15 protein-coding genes are annotated in these 16,204 nt (G+C 31.6%); 9 read left to right on the plus strand and 6 right to left on the minus strand.

The window, feature by feature from the left end:
- The first annotated feature begins 119 nt into the window (after nt 1-119).
- Nucleotides 120-1,484 carry a hypothetical protein gene (locus tag AC2DGP_RS10975; protein WP_484490105.1) on the plus strand — a complete coding sequence of 455 codons (1,365 nt, stop codon included), beginning with the start codon at nt 120-122 and terminating at the stop codon, nt 1,482-1,484.
- 20 nt (nt 1,485-1,504) lie between these two features.
- On the opposite strand, the gene AC2DGP_RS10980 is transcribed toward AC2DGP_RS10975, so the two are convergent.
- Both AC2DGP_RS10980 and AC2DGP_RS10985 read right to left on the minus strand, forming a co-directional pair.
- Nucleotides 1,505-2,617, minus strand: coding sequence for a T9SS type A sorting domain-containing protein (locus tag AC2DGP_RS10980; protein WP_484490106.1), 1,113 nt, complete (start codon nt 2,615-2,617; stop codon nt 1,505-1,507).
- Nucleotides 2,618-2,776: 159 nt separating this feature from the next.
- Nucleotides 2,777-3,703, minus strand: a complete 927-nt coding sequence (locus AC2DGP_RS10985) for an SPFH domain-containing protein (protein WP_484490107.1) — start codon at nt 3,701-3,703, stop codon at nt 2,777-2,779.
- A 229-nt stretch (nt 3,704-3,932) separates the two neighbouring features.
- Between AC2DGP_RS10985 and AC2DGP_RS10990 the strand changes: the two genes are divergently transcribed.
- Nucleotides 3,933-4,319, plus strand: coding sequence for a 6-phosphogluconate dehydrogenase (locus tag AC2DGP_RS10990; RefSeq protein WP_484490108.1), 387 nt, complete (start codon nt 3,933-3,935; stop codon nt 4,317-4,319).
- 76 nt (nt 4,320-4,395) lie between these two features.
- Here AC2DGP_RS10990 and gltX read toward each other — a convergent pair whose 3' ends face one another.
- Complete coding sequence (gltX, locus tag AC2DGP_RS10995; RefSeq protein WP_484490109.1) at nt 4,396-5,922, minus strand: glutamate--tRNA ligase; 1,527 nt, start codon at nt 5,920-5,922, stop codon at nt 4,396-4,398.
- Between the two features lie 188 nt (nt 5,923-6,110).
- On the opposite strand from gltX, the gene ybeY reads away from it, so the two are divergent.
- The 5 genes from ybeY (at nt 6,111) to AC2DGP_RS11020 (ending at nt 10,799) form a co-directional block, all read left to right on the plus strand.
- Entirely contained in the window at nt 6,111-6,521 is a 411-nt protein-coding gene (ybeY, locus tag AC2DGP_RS11000; protein WP_484490110.1) for an rRNA maturation RNase YbeY, read from the plus strand.
- 49 nt (nt 6,522-6,570) lie between these two features.
- Nucleotides 6,571-8,448 (plus strand): tRNA uridine-5-carboxymethylaminomethyl(34) synthesis enzyme MnmG, encoded by a 1,878-nt coding sequence (mnmG, locus tag AC2DGP_RS11005; protein WP_484490111.1) that lies wholly within the window; start codon nt 6,571-6,573, stop codon nt 8,446-8,448.
- A gap of 128 nt (nt 8,449-8,576) precedes the next feature.
- Complete coding sequence (locus AC2DGP_RS11010) at nt 8,577-9,218, plus strand: HAD family hydrolase (RefSeq protein WP_484490112.1); 642 nt, start codon at nt 8,577-8,579, stop codon at nt 9,216-9,218.
- Nucleotides 9,219-9,372: 154 nt separating this feature from the next.
- Nucleotides 9,373-10,308 (plus strand): class I SAM-dependent methyltransferase, encoded by a 936-nt coding sequence (locus AC2DGP_RS11015; protein ID WP_484490113.1) that lies wholly within the window; start codon nt 9,373-9,375, stop codon nt 10,306-10,308.
- A gap of 110 nt (nt 10,309-10,418) precedes the next feature.
- Entirely contained in the window at nt 10,419-10,799 is a 381-nt protein-coding gene (locus AC2DGP_RS11020; RefSeq protein WP_484490114.1) for a hypothetical protein, read from the plus strand.
- Between the two features lie 352 nt (nt 10,800-11,151).
- Here AC2DGP_RS11020 and AC2DGP_RS11025 read toward each other — a convergent pair whose 3' ends face one another.
- Genes AC2DGP_RS11025 through AC2DGP_RS11035 form a run of 3 tightly spaced genes read right to left on the minus strand, consistent with a single transcriptional unit; the run spans nt 11,152 to nt 13,456 of the window.
- On the minus strand, nt 11,152-11,547 hold the full coding sequence (locus AC2DGP_RS11025) for a DoxX family protein (protein ID WP_484490115.1): 396 nt from the start codon (nt 11,545-11,547) through the stop codon (nt 11,152-11,154).
- Nucleotides 11,548-11,558: 11 nt separating this feature from the next.
- On the minus strand, nt 11,559-12,863 hold the full coding sequence (locus AC2DGP_RS11030) for a carboxypeptidase-like regulatory domain-containing protein (protein ID WP_484490116.1): 1,305 nt from the start codon (nt 12,861-12,863) through the stop codon (nt 11,559-11,561).
- 8 nt (nt 12,864-12,871) lie between these two features.
- Nucleotides 12,872-13,456: an RNA polymerase sigma factor gene (locus tag AC2DGP_RS11035; RefSeq protein ID WP_484490117.1), complete on the minus strand. Its 585-nt coding sequence runs from the start codon at nt 13,454-13,456 to the stop codon at nt 12,872-12,874.
- A gap of 87 nt (nt 13,457-13,543) precedes the next feature.
- Between AC2DGP_RS11035 and AC2DGP_RS11040 the strand changes: the two genes are divergently transcribed.
- Both AC2DGP_RS11040 and AC2DGP_RS11045 read left to right on the plus strand, forming a co-directional pair.
- Nucleotides 13,544-15,376 (plus strand): vWA domain-containing protein, encoded by a 1,833-nt coding sequence (locus AC2DGP_RS11040; RefSeq protein ID WP_484490118.1) that lies wholly within the window; start codon nt 13,544-13,546, stop codon nt 15,374-15,376.
- Between the two features lie 20 nt (nt 15,377-15,396).
- Nucleotides 15,397-16,098, plus strand: coding sequence for an SIMPL domain-containing protein (locus AC2DGP_RS11045; protein ID WP_484490119.1), 702 nt, complete (start codon nt 15,397-15,399; stop codon nt 16,096-16,098).
- Nucleotides 16,099-16,204: the final 106 nt, after the last annotated feature.

Below are 16,204 nucleotides of genomic sequence, written 5' to 3' on the forward strand. Positions count from 1 at the left end.
AAACCTCTGTTGCTTTAGCAACAGAGGTTTTTTCGGTTAATAGAATCAAATTATTGGGATAAAATGACTTAGCCTTTCTTAGTAGTTTTTTAGAAATTTGATTTCTAAAGATATTTTACATGAAGAATATATGTTTGTCCTTGTTGATTTTTTCTTTTTTTGCTTGTGCAGCTTCCGAAAAATTTAATGAAATAGAAAAGGATTCTGAAACCGATAGTATAGAAGAAACTTTTGTAGATCCCATGATTCCAGTTGGTGATGTATCTGATATTTCTTTATATCCTTCGAAACCTTATTTACAAGACGGAGCTGGCTATCAAGGAAAAGAGTTTAATGCAGCTCAAGAGAGTACATGGATAACCTATCAAAAAGTTGGTGGGATAACAGATAGTGCGGTTTTAGAATCAATAATTGATCAGGTGAGTGCTAGTGGTGGTGGACATATACGTATTCCATCAGGGGAATATTTTTTTAAGAATATTGAATTAAAATCTAATGTCTTTATCACTTTTGAATCGGGTATTATCATTCATATGGATGTAAATCTAGGAGGGAAGGGGTTTTTGTTTAATGTAGGCGTTACTCCAAACCAACCTATGGTAGAAAACGTACAACTTATAGGTTTGGGGACTCCTGAAAACCGACCTAAATTATATTTGGAAAGGCAAGGAAATGCTTTTAGAAGAGCTGTAGCTTTTGGTTATGCAAAAAATGTAATTGTTGAAAATTTTTCTATTTATGATGAGTTTACAAAAGGAACTGCTATTGCCTTTAATCCTGTTCAAATAGATGAAGAAAATGCGCATATTCCAGAAAATGTTACCATTGCTAATATTAGTATGACGGGAGCTTCTATAGGATATGGATTGGCGCAAACAAATACAGGTAGAAATATACTCTTAAAAAATTTAGTTTGTGAGGGGGGAATGACCTGTAGAATAGAAGCGCATACTGGGAGGCATTTAGATATCGGAGTTTATAATATTATTATTAAAAATGTAGTGAGTAAAAATGGAAAGGCAGCAGTTTTGTTACAGCCACATTCTGTTATAAATGGCAGAGTAATGGTTGATGTAGCAAATTCAATTGGTAGTTCTTGGACTCTATTTTTGAAAGAAGGTTTTGTTGCGAAAGATTCTAAAAGAAGAGCCAAAGGTTCTTTTGATGCAAGTTCTACTTTTAAAAATATTAGTATGACATCAACAGATGATACTGCTTCTATGTCTTTTAAAAATTTTAAATATGTACCAGAAAGTATGAAATATTTATACCATCCACCTAATTTTGTTCGGAACGAGGCAGATGTAAATCATACTTTGGGAGCCGATGGTAAATTTTCTAATGAAAGTCCAATTCAAGGCCCGTCAGTAGCAGTAATATTTATAGATGCAAGTTATCCTTTAAATATTCCAAAAACGCTGGAAATAGCCTTAAATGGAGTTGTTTTGGATAGAAAAAAAATATACAGAATTGAAAAAATATAGTTTTTTGTTATTATCGATAATTATTGAATAATCACCTTTTTTGTTTCTGTTTTTCCTGAGGTTGTTGTTTTAAGAATATAAATTCCAACAGCTAATTCTGAAACATTTATTTTGTGTTTTAATTTTTCTTTCAAACTTGTGGCAACAGGAATTCCAGAAATGGTGTATAAGATGTAACTTGTATTTTTTTCAGATTCAATAAATAAATATTCTTTGGTTGGATTCGGATAAATTTTATTTCTGGTTAAGATGGTAGTATCTATTGATAATTCATCTTTTAACGAAAAATGAATGGCATCGATGTAAAATTTACCGGTTCCACCGCCATAATCAGGATCATTTAAAACTTGAATATTTAAATCTGCATTGACAACATTTGCTTTCAATTCAATTTCTTGAGTAATAGCAACCCAGCTATTTTTTTCAATAGTTGAAATATCCCATTTTGTTGAAAGCCAAGGATTGGAAATTTGGGTGTAAAAAGCTTCTATATCTGTTTCTTCTTCTACAAATACTTCTGCTGTGATGGTGTACAAACCTTGGTCTAAATTTAAGAGTCCTTCTTCATTTGTACAGATAGTACTGGTTCTTTTAGTTTCTGGTGCGGAGATTTGAAAGTCATCAATATATAAAAAACCATTTCCTATAGAATTTAATGGGATTGAAAAGAACATGTTTGAATTTATTACATCTGCATCAATAATTACCTCTTGGCTTAATAAAACCCAAGTATCGGTTTCAATAGATGCTATGTCCCAGTTGATAACTTGCCATGGCGATTTGATGGTGGTTTTTAAACTAGTACTCTCACAATTCGCATCCTTCCAGATATACATTGTGATTGTTTTAGTACCACTATTAAAATTAAGTTGCACATCACTTGTATGTATCTTTGGTTCTGCGGTTACCAAGGTTTTATCATCACAATTGAAGTGAAGTGAGTTATTACCTGTATTGGCTTTTGTGTCCGTTATACTCCAGAAAGATTCATCTGCAGGTTTCCACCAACCATCAAGTTCAAAACCAAAATATTCTGTATCTAAATGTGGTGTTAGTTGTGCATTAATATTGGACGCATTAAAAATTAATAAGGCAAAAAAGCAAGAATATAATATGGAGGAGAGGTGTTTCATTGTATAGTGAAATTAATCGAACTACAATGATAATTAAATAATTGATGAAAGCTTGCTAGTTGGTTTTATTCTCTCTTTTGTTTATTTGATATGGGTAAAATTGAGTTATAAAAAAACCTCTTTCAACTAAGAAAGAGGTTTTAAGTTGGTTGTATAGCATTATTCCTTTTTCAATTCGTCTTTTGATTTATTGGAACTTTCGTTTATTTTATTTGCTGCTACTAAACTGGTAACCATATCATTTAACATAGAACTTGCCGCATTTGGATTGTTAGGTAATAGGATCAAATTACTATTTGTGTCAGATCCAATAGATTGCAGTGTATCATAATGTTGCGTAATTACAATTAGGGCAGAGGCTTCTTGAGAATTAATTCCTGCTTTATTTAGCACATCAACAGACTCCTCTAAACCACGCGCAATTTCTCTACGTTGATCAGCAATACCCATTCCTTGTAAACGTTTGCTTTCTGCTTCTGCTTTGGCACGTTCAACGATTAAGATTCTTTGTGCATCACCCTCAAATTGAGCCGCTAATTTTTCACGTTCGGCTGCATTAATTCTGTTCATTGCTTCCTTAACCTGTGCATCTGGGTCGATATCAGTTACTAAAGCTTTTACAATATCATATCCATAATCTAACATGGCTTGTTTTAATTCTCTTTGAATGGCTAGTGCGATGTCATCCTTTTTTTCAAAAACGTCATCTAGTTTCATTTTCGGAACTTCGGCTCTAACTGTATCAAAAATATAGGCTGTAATTTGATCGTGCGGATTTTGTAATTTATAAAAAGCATCATAAACTTTTTCACGTAAAATTTGGAACTGAACGGAAATTTTTAATTGTACAAAAACATCATCTTTAGTTTTTGTTTCTACAATAACATCTAGTTGTTGGATTTTTAAACTTACTCTTCCTGCAATTTTATCTACTACGGGTATTTTAAATTGAAGTCCAGATTGTCTGATACCTACAAATTTTCCAAACCTTTCTACAATGGCTGTTGTTTGTTGTTTTACAACAAAAAATCCAAGAAATAAGATAATGACAATAGGTACAATATAAATTGATAAAGAGAGCTGCATAGTATTTTTTTTAAAGTTGCCTAAAGGTAGGAAAATTCAATTTAGGTTTAATCGTGTGAATAAAAATATATTTAGTTTAATTTTGATGTTTTACTTGGGGTTGTGCTATGTGCATTATAAAGAAGCTTGGTTTTTATCTGAAGTAGTTTTGGTATGTTGCTTGTAGAAAAAATACAGTAAGTCAATCCTATGGGATAATTAGTATATTTGTATTTAAAATTTTTAAAAAATGAAAAAGTTTCTTTTTGGATTCATAGGAATTCTTGTTGCTGCCATCGCATTATATTTTACGGTTGTGTATTATTTAACCTATAGTGAAGGTTATAGATCAGGGCAGTTGGTTAAAGTAAGTTATAAAGGTTTGGTTTTTAAAACTTGGGAAGGACAGTTAAGTCAGGGAGTTTCCGATGGCCAAGTTTTTAGATTCTCTATAGAGGATAAAGAGGAAAGAGTAATCAAACTATTGCAAGACTATCAAGGAAGCAATGTAAGACTTCGTTTTAAAGAGCGTTATAGTACTTTTGCTTGGTGGGGAGATACCAAGTATTTTGTGATAGATGTTGAAAAAGTGGATGAAATAAAACAGAATAAAAAAAGTCTCCACGACGATTTATAAAAAGCTAATTAAAAATAGAAAAGCACCTTTGAATGTTCAAAGGTGCTTTTTTTATGTGATATGAATAATAGAAATCCTATCCTAGTGTTTCAATAGCATATTCAATTCTCTCTAAGGTTGCTTCTTTTCCGATCATAGCAGCAATATCAAATAGGTGAGGTCCTTTTAAAGCACCTACCAAACTTAAACGTAAAGGTTGCATCACTTTTCCAAAACCGATTTCTTGAGAAGTAATCCATTCTTTTAAAATAGTTTCTACATTTTCAGAAGAGAAATTTTCAATTGAAGCTAAAACATTTTGTACTTCTTTCATTAATGGAGACGTTGTCTCCTTCCATTGTTTTTTAGAAGCTTTGGCATCAAATTCTGATGGGTTTGTAAAGAAATAGTCACTTAAATCCCATAGATCTTTTACAAAAACAGCACGTTCTTTTACCAATTCTATTACGGTTTCTACATATGAATTTTCATAAGAAATTCCTTTTTCTTCTAAAATTGGTGTAAAAAGAACAGCTACCTCTGCTGATGATTTTTGTTGTAAGTATTGTTGATTGAACCAATTAGTTTTTTCTGGACTGAATTTTGCTCCTGATTTACTTACACGATCCAAAGAAAATTCTTTCGCTAATTCTTCTAAAGAAAAAAGTTCTTGTTCCGTTCCTGGGTTCCATCCCAACATAGCTAACATGTTTACAAAAGCATCTGGTAAATAACCATCCTCTCTGTAACCTCTAGAAACCTCACCATCTTTTTCGTTGGTGTATTCTAATGGAAATACTGGGAATCCTAATTTATCGCCATCACGTTTGCTTAATTTTCCTTTTCCTACAGGTTTAAGAATTAAGGGTAGGTGTGCAAATTCAGGGGCGTCCCAACCTAAAGCATTGTAAAGTGCAATATGCAATGGTAAAGAAGGCAACCATTCTTCACCTCTAATAACATGAGAAATTTCCATCAAATGATCATCAACAATGTTTGCTAAATGATACGTTGGCATACCATCACTTTTATAAAGTACTTTATCATCTAATAAAAATAGTTTAAAAGATACGTCTTTACGAATAAGATCGGTTGCGGTTAAAATTTCATTTTCAAAATTTGGGTCATACATTTTAAAACGTACAACATATTTGTCTCCAGCTTCAATTTTTGCGGCAACTTCTTCTTTAGTTAAAGTGAAAGAGTTGTTTAAATTTTGACGGGAGGTATGGTTATAAATAAAAGGTTCTTTATTTGCTTCCGCTTTTTTTCTTTCTTCATCTAATGCTTCTGCCGTATCAAAAGCATAATATGCATGTCCACTTTCTATTAATTGATCTGCATACTGCTTGTATATATCTTTTCGTTCAGATTGACGGTAGGGACCAAATTTTTCATTCTTACCTGGGGCTTCATCAAAAGGTATTCCACACCATTCCATGGCATCCACGATATATTGTTCTGCATTAGCAACGTATCGAGTTTGATCTGTATCTTCTATTCTTAGAACAAAAGTTCCATTGTGTTTTTTTGCAAATAGATAATTGTACAATGCGGTTCTAACTCCTCCTATATGTAAAGGTCCGGTTGGACTTGGTGCGAATCTTACTCTTACGTTGTTCATTTTTTTTGAATTTTAAAGTGCAAAAATACAAAAAGTAGTGAGGAGTTATCTATTCTTGAGATTTAGTTTGTTGGATATTTTTTTCGGTTTAGAGCTGGGTCAGCGGTTTGTGTTAGTGTTTAGTTTTCCACTTTTTATGGAAAAGCTAGAACTCAAAAGTAATTGGTATCTTTGCAGAAATTTTCAAGATGATAGAATTTAATTACGAAATAGATTTTAAGCTTAGTGATGAACTTTTATATTCGAAATGGATAGAAGAAGTGATTCTAGGTTATGAATTTACTTTAGGAGAATTAAATTATATTTTTTGTGATGATGCATACCTCTTAAAATTGAACGTGGAGTTTTTAGAACATGATACCTTAACGGATATTATAAGTTTTGATTATACCATGGGGAAGTTGGTTGGAGGTGATATTTTTATTTCCTTAGAACGTGTTAAGGAAAACGCACTTGAATTTTCACATAATTTTGAAGAGGAATTGAAAAGAGTGATGATTCATGGGGTTTTACACTATATGGGTTATAAAGATAAGTCCGAACAGGAGAAGAAGGAGATGAGAAATGAAGAGGATAAATCAATATCTTTATTTAAATAATTGATAATCAGTATAATAAATATTTTATTCCACGTGGAACTTTGAAATTATGAGTTTATTTACAGAAACATACGATGTAATTGTTGTTGGTGGAGGTCATGCTGGATCTGAGGCTGCTGCGGCTGCTGCGAATATGGGAGCGAAAACCTTGTTGGTTACAATGAGTTTACAGAATATCGCTCAAATGAGTTGTAATCCGGCGATGGGTGGTATTGCAAAAGGACAAATTGTACGCGAAATAGATGCTTTAGGTGGTTATTCAGGTATTGTTACTGATGAAACCGCGATTCAATTTAAAATGTTGAATAAATCAAAAGGGCCTGCGATGTGGAGTCCTCGTGCTCAAAGTGATCGTATGCGATTTGCTGAGAAGTGGAGAAATATGCTTGAGAATACTGAAAACTTAGATTGTTATCAGGATATGATTTCTGGTTTGGTTATTGAGAACAAAAAGATAACAGGTGTTAAAACCGGGTTAGGTTTTGTGATCAAAGCTAAAACGGTAGTGATAACTGCTGGTACTTTTCTTAATGGTTTGATTCATATTGGTGAAAAAACTTTTGGTGGCGGTAGAGCAGGAGAAAGTGCTTCAACTGGGATTACTGAGGATTTGGTGAAAGAAGGTTTTGAAGCGGGTCGTATGAAAACAGGTACACCTCCTAGGGTGGATGCTAGATCTTTAGATTTTTCTAAAATGATTGAGCAACCAGGAGATGCGAAACCTGAAAAGTTTTCATATTCTAAAACTACATCTAAACTTACGGAGCAACGTTCTTGTTATATGTCTTATACTTCGCAAGAAGTGCATGATTTGTTGCGTGAGGGGTTTGATAGGTCTCCTATGTTTAATGGTAGAATTCAAAGTACAGGACCGAGATATTGTCCGTCTATTGAGGATAAAATTGATCGTTTTGCAACTAAAGATAAGCATCAAATTTTTGTGGAACCGGAGGGGTGGAATACCAATGAAATTTATGTAAATGGATTTTCTACGTCGTTACCTGAAGATGTTCAGGATAAAGCATTGCGTAAAGTGGCTGGATTTGAGAATGTAAAATTTTTGCGTTTTGGATATGCTATTGAATATGATTTTTTTCCACCTACTCAATTAAAGCATACTTTAGAAACAAAGTTGGTTGAAAATTTATTTTTTGCGGGTCAGATAAACGGAACTACAGGTTATGAAGAAGCAGCATCTCAAGGATTGATGGCTGGGATAAATGCGGCCTTAAAAATTCAAGAAAAAGAACCTTTTATTTTGAAACGTCATGAAGCTTATATTGGAGTTTTGATTGATGATTTGATAACTAAAGGTACGGAAGAACCTTATCGTATGTTTACGTCAAGGGCGGAATATAGAACTTTGTTGCGTCAAGATAATGCGGATTTGAGATTGACCCCTAAGGCATTTGAATTAGGAATGGTTTCTCAAGAACGTTTAGATCGTGTTAGAGAGAAACAAGAAAAAACGGATTTATTTGTAGCTTTTTTAAGAGACACGAGTGTGAGTCATAAAGATGTAAATCCTATTTTAGAAACTAATAATTCTGCGCCAGTGAATCAATCTATGAAGATGTTTAAGTTGGCAGCACGTCCACAATTGAATTTTGAGGATGTAAAAAAGTTTCCGAAAGTTCAAGACTTTATTGATGCGAATGGAATCGATGATGAGATCATTGAACAGACTGAAGTTCATGTTAAATATGCAGGTTATATAGATAAAGAAAAACGCAATGCGGATAAATTATCTCGTTTGGAAAATGTTTCTATTCCTGATAGTTTTGATTATCATAAGGTAAAATCCTTGTCTACTGAAGCGAGACAAAAATTATCAAAAATTAAACCAGTAACAATATCACAAGCGAGTCGAATAAGTGGTGTTTCACCAAGTGATATTTCGGTACTCTTGGTGTATATGGGAAGATAAAAAAAGAAAAGTTCCACGTGGAACTTTTTCTTTTTTAAGGGTGGTTTTAGTTTTGAGGTGTTGGAATTAGTTGCTGCTTTAAAAATGGTGAACTTATTTTTTTAATAGAGTATTATAAATAAAATGGTATGAAATACAAGTGTGTGATTTTTGATTGTGATGGTGTTTTGGTAGATACTGAGCATATATCAATAGGTACCTTTGTGGAGATGGGAAATAAATTGGGGGCTAATATCGACTTTGAATTTGCCATGGTTAATTTCCTTGGGAAGTCTTTGGAGTATTGTTTTGAATATATTGAAAAGCGATGTACAGAACCTTTTCCAGAAGATTTTGAAAAGCAATATAGAGCAATTAGTTTTGAGAAATTTCAAAAAGAATTGCAAGCAATTGAAGGAGTAAAAGCATTGATAAATAAACTTGAGGTTCCTTTTTGTGTTGCATCCAATGGTCCATTAAATAAGATGCAATTGAATTTAAAAACGGTTGGCTTAGATAGATTGTTTGGAAAGCATATGTTTAGTGCTTATCAAATAAATAAATTCAAACCAGATCCCACTTTGTTTATTCATGCTGCAACAACTTTAGGTTTTAAACCAGAAGAGTGTGTCGTTATTGAAGATAGTACGGTAGGAGTGCAGGCAGCTATTGCAGGTGGGTTTGATGTCTTTGGTTTTGCGAATAAAAGAAGTGAAGCTTTGTTGAAAGAAACAGGAGCAAAATTATTTTATAGCATGCATGAGTTGTATGATTTGTTAGAAAAGCAATAATCAGCTAAGTTTGGCTGAATATCTCAATAGAAATAGTTAAAAGTTATTTTTAAATAATTAGAAATGTCAGTTCTAATAATTTTCGAGGGAAAATTGTATCGAGAATTGTATTTCATTTTTAGAAATAAGTAATAAAAAAATATATAGAAACAATATGTCTGCAAGTGCTGTAAATACGCCTCCTAAAATTAATAGTTTTGAAACCTATGTTTCTTGTAAAGATCATTTGGTTTCGGGAGAAAAATTTGATCTATTATTAGATGATAGTTTAGATCTGTTAATGACGAATCCTAAACCTGAAGAAGATCAATTAGGAAAGTATTACGAAAGTGAAGAATATATTTCTCATACGGATGGGAAAAAATCTATGGTAGATGTAGTGTATCAGTTGGTGCGTAATTATACCCTGAAAAAGAAATTGAATTTGATCAATTCTTTTCAAACAGAAGGAAAAAAAATTTTAGATATTGGTGCTGGTACAGGAGATTTTTTAAAAATATGTTCAGATAATAATTGGAAGGTTACCGGAGTTGAGCCGAATGAAGGAGCAAGAGAAATTGCATATAAAAAATCAGAAAGTAACAACGGTGTTTTTTTTGATTCTGTAGATACTCTTAAAAAGGAGGAAGGTGTTTTTCTAGGATATGATGTGATTACGATGTGGCATGTTTTAGAACATGTACCTAATTTAGATGAAACCATTTTTAATCTTAAAAAATTACTAAAACCAGAAGGTGTTTTGATAATAGCAGTTCCAAATTTTAAAAGTTACGATGCTGATTATTATAAAGAGTTTTGGGCGGCCTATGATGTGCCACGACATTTGTGGCATTTTTCGCAAACAGCTATTAGACGGTTGTTCTTTTTTCAAGGAATGGAAGTTGTAAAAACCTTACCTATGAAATTTGATTCTTTTTATGTTTCGTTGTTAAGTGAAAAAAATAAAACAAAACAAATGAATTTCTTGAATGCTTTTAGAATTGGATTGAAATCTAATTTAAAGGCAAAAAAAACAAATGAGTATTCATCATTAATTTATGTGATTAAAAACACGAAAAACTGGCTTAAAGATGGTTTTAACGGTGTTTAATAGTGGTTTGATATAGAGTGTTGTTTTTTTTAAGAAAAGGGCTTAAACCGTGTTTATTTGAGACCTTTTTTTATGGGTTAATTTTTATAATATTGTAGATCGTTTGTAGTATGGAATTAGACTTTGTAGAAAATGTAAATGGCTTGGACGAACATATTGTGCGTCTTTTTAATTTCGATATGGCAGAGGCTATTTTGTTTCGAGATTTATTGCAGAAAACGATTGTAGAGAAAAGAGAAAAATTAGACTTGTCACAAGTAGATTTTATAACGAGGCATAGTTGTAATTTGATTTTTGGTTTGTTTAAATCCGATGAAGGAATTTTAACTAAAGACAAAGAAACTTTCTTTTGTATTTTAACAAGCGAAGGTTTTAAAGAAATGATTACTCTTCTAGAACCTTTTTGTAAAAAGGAATCGAAAAGTTTTACTTATTTGTATGATGTAGATACTCCCATTGATTTATTATTTGCTCCTTTTGCGAGTAGGTAATTTAAGAAGATGTATGTTTCTTAAAATTTAGAGAAATTTAATAGAGAGTATAAATCTTTCGTTTTTTATTAAATAATGCATTTTTAGAAAAAAAATCGTTCTTTTTATGCAAGACTGAATTTTTTTTATGCCAATCTATCTCTTAGGCTGAAAATTAGCGCCGAAATTCAAAAATAAGTTTGCTAAACCTCTCAAAACGCATTTAAAACCTTTTTAAGAGAGTTAATTGGTTTTAATTATATTTGGGTTAAGAATTTTTAAAAAGCGGTTTAAACCTATTTTAAGAGATTTGTTTTTAATAAATCTTGTTTATGAGGTTTATTTGTGTTGATAGATTTTAATTATAAGTAATTTAGTTCAATAGATAAACGCCAAACACACTTAAAATAAAATATACGGTTAAGGAAGTAGCACCAGGGTAATCTTTTGCAATTCGTTGTCCTATCAACATGTATAAAATTGAAATACACGAAAATGTTGAGCCCAATAAGGCAGTTTCTTTTTCTTGGTCTATAAATAGTTGGTATATCCCGATACTAATAAAATAGACCGTTAAAACTTCAAGTAAAACCAAAAATGCAATCAATGGTTTTATAAAGCTTTTAATAAAAGTGTTTTTAAAAGTTTCAGAGATATAGGAAATGGTCCCTTGCCAATCACTGAATTTTTCAATTACAGAAATGACGAATGTGATCAGTAAAAATAAAAGTATTAACAGTTGTGGTAAATAAGGATGATGCAAATTCATAAAGTAACAGTTTAGTAGACCTCAAATTTAATTAGAATTTTTTCGTCTATAGGTAAATTATCAAACTTAGAGGGTTCCCAATTTTTTGATGTTTTTAGGATGCGGGTAATTTCCTTTCTAATTTTTCTTCTGACTTTATTTCTAAATTTTATGTTAGAAATTTTTCCGTTTTCCTGAATTTTGAATTCCAAATAAACTCTGACGGTTTCATCATCAGAAACAAGACTTTCATCAAAAGAATCAATAATCCAATCCGTAAAGTCTTCTAAATCTCCTTGTGGAGGCAGAGATAAAATAGATCCAATAGAGTCTTTATGTATAGATACTCCCGCCACAATTCCAGAGAGGGCTGTTGCTAAATCTGGATGTATATTTTTTTCTAGGTCGTTAGATTTAATACTAGAAACAGAACCGGTTACTTCCTTTTTTTTCTGAGTACCATAACCTATTACCACAACCTCTTCAAGACTTTCTTGATCTTCTTGCATCACTACAAGCATAGAATCTGTGGCAGGTTTTACTGCTTGCTCAAAACCTAAATAATCAAAAACCAGGGTTGCGGTGCTATCTCCTTCTATTTTAAAGTTTCCATCAAAATCTGTAATACTTCCAGTATTACTTCCTTCAACGAGTACATTAACACCAGGTAAGGGGTTCCCATCTTCTCCTAAAACAGTACCGATGATACTGTTTGGAATTTCAGTTTCTTCTTCTTCTTCGGCGATGGATATGATGATAGTTTCATTCAAGTTGGGGTCCGGGACAACGTTTTTTTTAAGTCTTAAATTTTGATTCGATTGCCCTTTTTTTTGTGCTTTGTTTGTGACAAATTCTTCCATAATAATTTCCTCTTCTACAGATATCTCAGGAATATTTTTGACAGATTCTTCAGGTGTTATAGTGATTTCTCGCTCAAGGATAATTGGTTCTTTTTCTTCTAATTGAAGTTTATTTTCTTGCAGTTTTAATTCTTGAAATGGAGGTGGTTGAAAGATATTTTCTTTCGGTAGATCTGGTCTATTGGTAAGATAAAAATAACTCGCCATTCCGATAATTAAAACTAAGGAGGCTGCAGCGTTGTATTTTCTTAAAAGCACCACAATATTTTTCTTATTTTTTTTGTTAGAAATTTGTGTCTTTAATTTTTCAACATCTGCAAAATATTCATGTTCCTCTAGTATGTCTAATCCTTCTAAAGCCTCAGTTTCGAAATTACTTTTCGTAGCATTTTTTTCAAAGACATGCCTTTCCTTATTTGTTAATTTATCTAACAGATAATTTTTAAAAATTGAATATGTGTTTGTAGATTTTTTCATAATTCAATTTAATTTTCAATACAGATTTTTAAATTTCTTTTTCCGTTTTGAATATAACTTTTCACTTTTTTTTCTTCTAAGTTTAATGCTATGGCAATTTCTTTATAACATTTATCATGATAATAGAATAAAGAGATGCATTGTTTTTGTTCTTCCTTCAACTTTTGCAAGCATTTTTCTAAAGCACCATTTACCATAGAATTGTCTTCTCTATCTATAGGGTGCATTTCTTGAACAGTTTCCATAAAAAAATCGGAACTATATTTTTCTATATGTTTTTTCTGAGAAGATTTTTTGCGCAATTCCATCAAACAATAATTGCGAGTTACACCATGTAACCAACTTTTAAACTCTCGGATTTCATGTTTGGGAATTTCATGAACAAGTATTTCAAAAATTTGAATAACGGCATCTTGACTATCCTCTCGTTGCTTTAAATATTTCAAACAAACGCCATAAACAAGATGTGTATATCTATTAAATAACACACCTAAAATTTCTAAATCATGATTTTTTTGAAATTTTTTTACTAAGTCGGAATCGCCTAGTTTATCAGGCTTTTGAGAGGAAAATATCACAAGTCTAAAGTACATATTTTAAAAAAAACAAAAAACTTTTATGGAATATTAGTGACATCTGCATCTTATTAGAAAACAATGTTTCATTTAAATAAAAAAATCATGAAAAAATTAAACCTAATTACACTTTGTATTTTATTAGTATCAATGTTTGCATCAGCCAATACTATAACCGGAAAAGTAATTGATGAAAATGGTGATCCCTTGCCAGGCGCTTCAATCTTAGTGAAAGGAAGCCAAATAGGTTGTATTACCGATTTTGACGGAGCTTTTAATATTCAAGCAAAGTCTGGAGATATCTTGGTCACTACTTATATTGGTTATCTCACTTCTGAAAATAAAATTGGAAAATCCAATAGGATCACAATTCAATTAATTGCAAGTCAAGATTGTTTAGAAGAGGTTGTGGTAATAGGTTATGGTACCCAGAAAAAGAAAAATCTAACGGGTGCTATCCATTCTGTTACTGTAGAAGAAGCATTCTTGGGAAGAGTTTCAGGAATAGCTGTACAAGGCCAATATGAACTTATAAATGATGAAAGTTACGCCTCTGTACAAGAAAATGGTTTTAAAAACCCAACTCAGAATCCGTTATCTACTTTTTCAATTGATGTAGATGCTGCTTCATACAGTAATGTAAGAAGGTTTATCAACAATGGAACTTTGCCACCTGCAGATGCCGTTAGAGTAGAAGAGATGATCAATTATTTTGATTATGATTACCAACAACCAAAATCAAAAGATCCTTTTGCAATCAACTATGAACTTTCTGACTGTCCATGGAATTCTGAAAACCAATTATTGCATTTAGGCTTGCAAGGAAAACAGTTAGATATTAAAAATGCACCGTCTAGCAACCTAGTTTTTTTAATTGATGTTTCTGGTTCTATGTCGAGTTCAAATAAATTACCCCTTCTAAAAAAAGCCTATGCCTTGTTGGTAGAACAATTAAGAGAAACAGATAAAGTAGCAATTGTGGTGTATGCGGGAAGTTCAGGTGTGGTGTTACCTTCAACAACTGGAGATAGAAAAAAGGAAATAATAAATGCGATAGAAAAATTAAATTCAGGAGGAAGCACTGCGGGTGCACAAGGTTTAAAATTGGCTTATCAAATAGCTGAAGAAAATTTTATTAACGGAGGAAATAATAGAATAATTATGGCCACAGATGGAGATTTTAATGTAGGTCAATCTAGTGACAGTGATTTAGAAAAAATGATTATTCAAAATAGAGACAAAGGAATATTTATTTCAGTTACTGGTTTTGGAATGGGGAATTATAAAGACAAAAAAATGGAAATAATAGCCGATAAAGGGAATGGGAATTATAGTTACATAGATAATATTCTAGAAGCTAAAAAAGTATTTGTAAACGAGTTTGGAGGAACGCTATTTACCATTGCTAAGGATGTAAAGATTCAAGTAGAATTCAATCCAGCTCTTGTAAAAAGATATCGATTGGTTGGTTATGAAAATAGATTATTAAATGATGAGGATTTTCAAAATGATAAAAAAGATGCTGGTGAGTTAGGAGCAGGTCATACCGTAACAGCTTTGTATGAAATCATCCCAACATCAAGTACTAAAAAATTAGATACAGATTTAAAATATCAGAAGGTTTCAAAAGTTTCTAAAACAGCTTTTGATTTAGAAGTAGCGACAGTAAAGTTTAGGTATAAAAACCCAATGGGAATAAAAAGTAAGTTGATTGAAATGCCTATAAAAAATGAAGTTACGAGTTTTGGAAAAACTTCCGAAAATTTTCAGTTTTCTAGTGCTGTGGCTGGTTTTGGAATGTTGTTAAAAAATTCAGATTATTCTGAGGAGATAACATTTAAAGAAATTGAAAAAATAGCAAAAAAATCAAAAGGAATTGATGCCAATGGATACCGAGCAGAGTTTATCAGATTGGTAGAAATGGCATCATTATTATAATTAGAAATTAAAATTAGAACATGATGAAAAAACTTGGAATTATTATGATGATGCTTAGTGTATGGTTAGGAAATGCACAGACTAAAAATTTTATTGATCAACCTTATATTGATACTTCGGCAAAAGTGGATACGTTGGTGGTGCCAGATCGAATTTATCTAACGATTATTTTACAAGAAGAAGATTCAAAAGGGAAAATATCTTTAGAGAATTTGGAGCAAAAAATGCAAAAAGTACTAGAAAATTCTAATGTTAATTTAAAGGAATATTTAGAGTTAAGAGATATGTCTAGTAATTTTAAAAAATACTTTTTAAAGGATAAAGATATTCACAAAAGTAAATCTTATTCGTTATTGTTACATGATGCTTCAACTGCTCAAAATGTATTATTAGCATTAGAAAAGGTTGGCATTTCAAATGTTTATTTAGAGAAAACTGAATATTCAAAAATGGATGAATTAGAACTTGTTTTAAAAACAAAAGCTATTCAAAAAGCAAAAACACAAGCAAAATATTTAACACTACCATTGGGGCAAGAAATAGGAAAGGCTATTTATATAATGGATAGAAATCAACAGCATAATAGGTATAGAGCAAATAATCTAGATGAAGTTGTGCTGATAGGATATGGCGTAGCAAATAAGGAATCTAGTCCTGTAACTTTTGAATTTGAAAAGATTCTAATTGAAACTAACCTTACGGTAAAATTTTTACTCAATTAAAAAATATTACATAAAGCTCTAAAAAAGAATAATTTTTAGAGCTTTATTAAAATAGATTAAAACTTGATTTTTTGATGTTTTTATCAGTTTCTATAGGGGTTTATAG

Source organism: Flavicella sp. IMCC45537, assembly GCF_057197705.1.

What these genes read in the sequence shown, in the direction of transcription:
- AC2DGP_RS10975 (WP_484490105.1), top strand. Translation starts at nt 120, where the DNA reads ATGAAGAATATATGTTTGTCCTTGTTGATTTTTTCTTTTTTTGCTTGT.
- AC2DGP_RS10980 (WP_484490106.1), bottom strand. Translation starts at nt 2,617, where the DNA reads ATGAAACACCTCTCCTCCATATTATATTCTTGCTTTTTTGCCTTATTA.
- AC2DGP_RS10985 (WP_484490107.1), bottom strand. Translation starts at nt 3,703, where the DNA reads ATGCAGCTCTCTTTATCAATTTATATTGTACCTATTGTCATTATCTTA.
- AC2DGP_RS10990 (WP_484490108.1), top strand. Translation starts at nt 3,933, where the DNA reads ATGAAAAAGTTTCTTTTTGGATTCATAGGAATTCTTGTTGCTGCCATC.
- gltX (WP_484490109.1), bottom strand. Translation starts at nt 5,922, where the DNA reads ATGAACAACGTAAGAGTAAGATTCGCACCAAGTCCAACCGGACCTTTA.
- ybeY (WP_484490110.1), top strand. Translation starts at nt 6,111, where the DNA reads ATGATAGAATTTAATTACGAAATAGATTTTAAGCTTAGTGATGAACTT.
- mnmG (WP_484490111.1), top strand. Translation starts at nt 6,571, where the DNA reads ATGAGTTTATTTACAGAAACATACGATGTAATTGTTGTTGGTGGAGGT.
- AC2DGP_RS11010 (WP_484490112.1), top strand. Translation starts at nt 8,577, where the DNA reads ATGAAATACAAGTGTGTGATTTTTGATTGTGATGGTGTTTTGGTAGAT.
- AC2DGP_RS11015 (WP_484490113.1), top strand. Translation starts at nt 9,373, where the DNA reads ATGTCTGCAAGTGCTGTAAATACGCCTCCTAAAATTAATAGTTTTGAA.
- AC2DGP_RS11020 (WP_484490114.1), top strand. Translation starts at nt 10,419, where the DNA reads ATGGAATTAGACTTTGTAGAAAATGTAAATGGCTTGGACGAACATATT.
- AC2DGP_RS11025 (WP_484490115.1), bottom strand. Translation starts at nt 11,547, where the DNA reads ATGAATTTGCATCATCCTTATTTACCACAACTGTTAATACTTTTATTT.
- AC2DGP_RS11030 (WP_484490116.1), bottom strand. Translation starts at nt 12,863, where the DNA reads ATGAAAAAATCTACAAACACATATTCAATTTTTAAAAATTATCTGTTA.
- AC2DGP_RS11035 (WP_484490117.1), bottom strand. Translation starts at nt 13,456, where the DNA reads ATGTACTTTAGACTTGTGATATTTTCCTCTCAAAAGCCTGATAAACTA.
- AC2DGP_RS11040 (WP_484490118.1), top strand. Translation starts at nt 13,544, where the DNA reads ATGAAAAAATTAAACCTAATTACACTTTGTATTTTATTAGTATCAATG.
- AC2DGP_RS11045 (WP_484490119.1), top strand. Translation starts at nt 15,397, where the DNA reads ATGATGAAAAAACTTGGAATTATTATGATGATGCTTAGTGTATGGTTA.